This is a genomic window from Ruegeria sp. AL1 (assembly GCF_056540905.1).
In genome coordinates this window covers 1-5086 of sequence record NZ_JBQFXP010000029.1, presented here as the reverse complement: position 1 = coordinate 5086, position 5086 = coordinate 1, and the positions used below count along the sequence as shown (strand labels likewise).

The following is a 5086-nucleotide window of genomic DNA, read 5'->3' as shown; positions in this document are numbered from 1 at the left end:
CTCCGCCCGTTTAAGCAGTTTATCCAGCTGGCGGGATAACCGCCTATCCAGTTTCGTCTATACAACTCTCAAAGAAATTTGCGACAGAACCTTTGAGGATCAATGCTCAAAACTCTGCAACAGAACCCCTTTTGACCTCGCAAAGGAATACGGCAAAGCGAATAACGCTCATTTTTGCTGTAAAATGACTACTGCACTGACCTCTGGCTTCAGTGCCCACACTCAACTCTTAAGCCGTCAGTATCCGAAGATTGTGTACAGCAGGGTCCACACGCCTATAGGCGGCCAGCAATCGCGCTGTCCAGTTCTGCGAGATATAATCCGCCAAAAACCGAGACGGGGCAATCAAAGTTGCGACACCCCCTGCCCTTTCCGCCTCTGAGAGATGTTGGAACCAGCTAGTCCAAAGCTCCGGGTCGTGGGCATGTAGAATGGTTTGAACCTTACTCCAGGTATCTTCACCTTCTGTCGGAGCAAGCGGCGCTTTTGCGGCGAAAGGCACCACATTGGTTTTGGCGTCTGGCTCGTCACCCATCCTCTCTTGGAAATCGGGTCCGATCAAAGACCAAACCTCTGTTGTGTCCAGACTAATCTGTCTGAGATTCAAAGCGTAAACTGCGACTCGTCCACGTACAGCGGGTCGTTTCACCGAAATCCAATCCAAGGATTTTAGTTTTGCCATCTCGCGTTTGACTGTGCGTTCATCCACTGACCAAAGACGTGCAATCTCAGCACGCCCAATGGATAACTCGTTGCTGCGCCAGTTGTAGCGCGTTGTGATCAAGCAAATAATTCGCAGTATGCTACGTTGCCGATGCTTGTCTTGCGTTAATGCATGGACAACAAGCGCTGACAGTATGTCATATTTCCGTACTGACGCGTTTCGTCCAGCAGGTTTAGTCAACTGCATTCTGTTTACTACCCATATTATGCCTCATTGCGGTCGATTTGCCGCTTATCCGCGCTTCTTCTCAACGCTTTTCGTTATCTTCTCCGGATTAGCGTCCAATTTCCCGATTCTGTCAAGAGGAGTGCGAGAACAACCTGTGAGATAAGGTTCAGAATTCCTTTTCGAAAATAATTTTGGGTGAATTTATGGTGATGGGGGACATTCATAGTGCCCCCTTTTTTTAATGTTATGTCCCCCAATATGTGGTGGGAGAATAAATTTTGCCCCCTTAATTCTGCGTTTCCAAGCGGAACGGAAGTGTTGGGCGGCGAATCACAAGGTGTGAAGCTCGATTGAGCTGGAAGCCGTTGTTTTCTTACCCATGGGTAATATCGCAAATACACTATAATTTCTTTTGCCAAATGTTCAAACAGCGCGTAAAAAGCGAAAAGATAGAAATTAACGTCCAGAATAATGCGAGCAGAGGCATGTACACGCACGAAGATTTAAACGCATTGCGCAACCAATCTCTCAAGTTGCAGGGATGGATCCGCCAGCAAACCTTCAGCCCGGAGAAAGAAAAGACCTTGCGGCGCTTCTCGAGTTGGGAGGTGTCCGAACTTATCTTCAAGGTTAATCAATCGACCTTCCGCGGAAAGCTGGTAGCGGACCCTTCCCTTCCCGGCGGTGAAGTGGAGCCAGACGGCCGCCAAAGGTGGTTCAGTCTGGAGGAGGTTAACGAGTTGCGCAGGCGGTTGAAAGTGAATCGTCAATCTCTCATGCCGCCGAGACCAATTGGAAAACGAGCGGTTCGGGCGGCCGTTGCGAACTTCAAGGGAGGTGCTGGAAAGTCAACGGTTGCGCTGCATCTCGCGCATGCTGCCGCCCTTGATGGATATCGCGTGTTGGTGGTCGACTTTGATCCACAGGCAACGCTGAGCCATTCGATGGGTCTGACGGATGTCGCAGAAGACTATACTGTTTGGGGTATTATGGCCCGTGACCTCATTCGTGAGACGGAGCGTATGAACAACCGTCCCGTCGCCGCCGAATCCGGAACCGCCCTGCCCCGTCGCGAGCTGCCACCGTCTATTACCGATATGGGGCTCGGTGACTTGCGGATTGCCGACTTTATCAAGCAGACATCTTGGTCCACCATCGATGCCATTCCTTCTTGCGCAAACGCTGCGTTCGTCGAGTTTGCGTCAGCGCAATACCGCCACCTGAATCCGGAGTGGTCCTTCTTTGCGGCAGTCTCTCGGTATCTCGATCAGATTCCAGACGACGCCTACGACCTCATACTCTTCGATTGCCCTCCGGCAATTGGCTATCAGTCTATGAACGCGGTTTTCGCAGCGGACATGTTGTATATTCCATCCGGGCCCGGGTACTGGGAATATGACTCGACCACATCGTTCATTGGGCAATTGGCCGAGGCGCTGGAAGATCTGGCTTATGGATTCGACAAGACCTTACCCACGGGTAAGATTGGATTGCCCAAGGTTTTTTGTGAGTTGCGGTTTTTGCTGACGCGTTTTGAACCGGGCAATGCATTGCACCTGGCGATGTTTGATGCGTTTCGCAAAGTATTTGGGGAGCATGTCGCTGAGCATCCGGTGGAAATGACCCGCGCTGTCGAGCAATCCGGCCGTTTTCTAAGCTCTGTCTACGAAATGGACTATCGTGATATGACCCGAGAGACCTGGCGTCGTGCGCGTTCGACTTTCGATCATGTGTATGACGAGTTTCGGGATGTGATGCTGTCAGCTTGGGACAAAGTGGAGGATGAGGTATGAGCCGCAGACGCAGAATGTTCGATATCGATATGCCAGCAGCAGAAGAGGCACCAGTTGGTGGATCTACGGCACCTGATCCCGAGAAACGGCGCGGGCCCATGGCGGCCGCAATTTCGGAAAACGCTGACGCTTTGCGGAACCAGCAGACGACTGAAAGTGCCATCCGGTCAGAAAATGATCGGTTGGCACATGAGTTCGTTAACATGCGGGCTGAAGGATTGGTTATTGAAAGGATCGCGGTTTCGGACGTCCTGACCGACAAGTTAGCCCGTGACAGGGCACCGGGTCCCGATCCTGAGTTGGATGAACTCAAGCTGTCTATTCAGGACATTGGTTTGTCGAACCCAATCAAGGTAGAGCGGCGGCCTGACGGTCATTTCGAACTGATTCAGGGTATGCGTCGCCTATCAGCATTTCGTGCGCTTTATGAAGAAACCGGAGAGGAAAACTACGCGCAAATCCCGGCAAGTATCATCGAGCCAGCTGCGCTGGATGAAAGTTATCGGCGCATGGTGGACGAAAACTTGATCCGGAAGGATATTTCATTTGCGGAAATGGCGTCTCTCGCAAGGGCATTCGCTGAGGATTCAGGTAACAATTGTGAAGACGTAGATAAGGCCGTCGCCATTCTGTTCAAATCTGCGAGCTATACCAAGCGCAGCTACATTCGTGCCTTTGCCAGTCTTTTGACCATTATGGGTTCCGTTTTGAAGCATCCCAACGACATTCCGCGAAATGTTGGAGTGGAACTCAAACGTAGGCTGGACGCTGAACCTGACCTGTCAAAGAAGATCAGCTCTGCAGTTCTTTCCGAGCCAGACAGAACGGGCACTCGTGAAGTTTCGATTCTTCGTGGATTTATCGAGAGCGAGCCAAAGGCAACTCCGGCAGCAAATTCCGAAAGCCGTGTAAAGACGCGTCGGGCAAAGACGACGTTTCAGGTGCCTGGTAGGGCAGGGGTTGCGAAGTGTTCAGCGTCTGCGGGGCGTCTCGATCTTCGCTATAACATGGACTTCACACGTGTCGATCGAGCGAAACTGGAAAGCGCTATCGCTGCGTTCATCGATGCTATTCGAGAGGAGGACGATCTTACCCACGGGTAAGATCAAGTCTGATGCCCCAAACTTTCACCCCAGCAGGTCCGTCGCCGGGTTTTCTGTGATATCCACATCATCGTAGTAGCGTTGTGCCTGGGCCATGGATCGGTGCAGCGAGAGACGCATGGCGGCCTGGATCGGGGCACCGTCGAGGGCGGCCTGGGTCAGGAAGCCTGAACGCAGACCGTGGGGCGAGGCGAAGTCGTCCGGGAGTCCGGCCAACGCGAGGCGATGTTTGACGATCTGATAGACTGCATCCGGGCTGAGGCGGCGTTTCAGCACCCGATCCGCTTTTGAGATGGGGCGGAACAGTGGCCCGTCCTCGATCTCTCCAACTTCGATCCAATGCATCAGAGCCTGCGCTGCGCGGCCCTTCAGCACCAGCCGGGGGGTCTCACCCTTGGCCGTAGTCTTGGTCTCCAACAGCGAGATCCAGACCACGCCGGACTTGCCGAACTCCTTGAGTGAGACATCCGCGCGCCTCAATCCGGTGATCTCGGAGCGTCGTCGCCCGCCACTGGCCCAGCCCAGCATCAGGAGCGCCCGGTCGCGGCAATCCCGCCGGGACCCCCGACAGGTGGTCAGCAACTGCTCGAGCACATCGCGGGTGATCGGGTGCTGCGATTTCGGGGCAGGGGGCCGGGCGGCGGCGCGGCGCGCCTTGGATCGGGCCTGTTTCACCTGTGGCGCATCGAACGGCGAGGCAAGGTTCTTCATCCGGTGAAACGCCAGCCAGGAGGCGATGCGCCGGTCCAGCGTCGACGGAGCCGGGCAGGCCAGCGACTTGCGCAGCCCTTGCGCGATCAATGCCTCCGCGGTTCGGCGGGCGTGATCATCTGGTGCCGTGTCATTGAGATCGCGGACGTGATCGAGAATGAAGGCCAGTGCGGTGGCCTCGGACTCGGGCCAATCCAACGTGGCGCTGAACCGGGCAGATTTCCACGCTGTGACATAGATCAGATCCCGCTCATAGGCCCTCAACGTGTTGGCCGGCGTGCCGCGGACATAAAGGTCGGTCAGCGCGTCCTGATCCGCCTGAGACAGGGCCGGGGAAGCGGCTGGGAGGTATGGGGCAGGGGGCTTCATAAAGCCTGTTCTGCGCCCTTTTCCCGGCAATATCAATAAAAAATGATAAGCGATACTTATCGGATATAATTTAGTCTTTTCCCGATAGGTTGCCTTATAGTCAAAAAATCTAATTTATGAACATCCTGCAAGCTTACTCCAATAATATTGCGACTTCCCAAGGTTCTGTCGCAAACTCCGTCCCCACCTGTCAGATCGAACGCAGTTCTGTTAACGCG

Annotated in this window: 4 protein-coding genes; 2 read left to right on the top strand and 2 right to left on the bottom strand. The window is 54.0% G+C overall.

All coding sequences use genetic code 11. From position 1 onward, the window contains the following. Positions 1-229 precede the first annotated feature (229 nt). Positions 230-535, bottom strand: coding sequence for a DnaA N-terminal domain-containing protein (locus tag ACRZ9X_RS22305; RefSeq protein ID WP_480522290.1), 306 nt, complete (start codon positions 533-535; stop codon positions 230-232). Between the two features lie 842 nt (positions 536-1377). Here ACRZ9X_RS22305 and ACRZ9X_RS22300 point away from each other — a divergent pair. Together ACRZ9X_RS22300 and ACRZ9X_RS22295 are read left to right on the top strand one after the other, a co-directional pair. Beyond that, positions 1378-2685, top strand: coding sequence for an AAA family ATPase (locus ACRZ9X_RS22300; RefSeq protein ID WP_480522289.1), 1308 nt, complete (start codon positions 1378-1380; stop codon positions 2683-2685). Positions 2686-2699: 14 nt separating this feature from the next. Next, positions 2700-3788, top strand: a complete 1089-nt coding sequence (locus ACRZ9X_RS22295; protein WP_480522288.1) for a ParB/RepB/Spo0J family partition protein — start codon at positions 2700-2702, stop codon at positions 3786-3788. Between the two features lie 24 nt (positions 3789-3812). Here ACRZ9X_RS22295 and ACRZ9X_RS22290 read toward each other — a convergent pair whose 3' ends face one another. Next, entirely contained in the window at positions 3813-4868 is a 1056-nt protein-coding gene (locus ACRZ9X_RS22290; RefSeq protein WP_480522287.1) for a tyrosine-type recombinase/integrase, read from the bottom strand. Between the last annotated feature and the right edge of the window lie 218 nt (positions 4869-5086).

Coding starts and splice junctions, on each gene's coding strand:
- ACRZ9X_RS22290 (WP_480522287.1), bottom strand. CDS start 4,868: ATGAAGCCCCCTGCCCCATACCTCCCAGCCGCTTCCCCGGCCCTGTCT.
- ACRZ9X_RS22295 (WP_480522288.1), top strand. CDS start 2,700: ATGTTCGATATCGATATGCCAGCAGCAGAAGAGGCACCAGTTGGTGGA.
- ACRZ9X_RS22300 (WP_480522289.1), top strand. CDS start 1,378: ATGTACACGCACGAAGATTTAAACGCATTGCGCAACCAATCTCTCAAG.
- ACRZ9X_RS22305 (WP_480522290.1), bottom strand. CDS start 535: ATGGGTGACGAGCCAGACGCCAAAACCAATGTGGTGCCTTTCGCCGCA.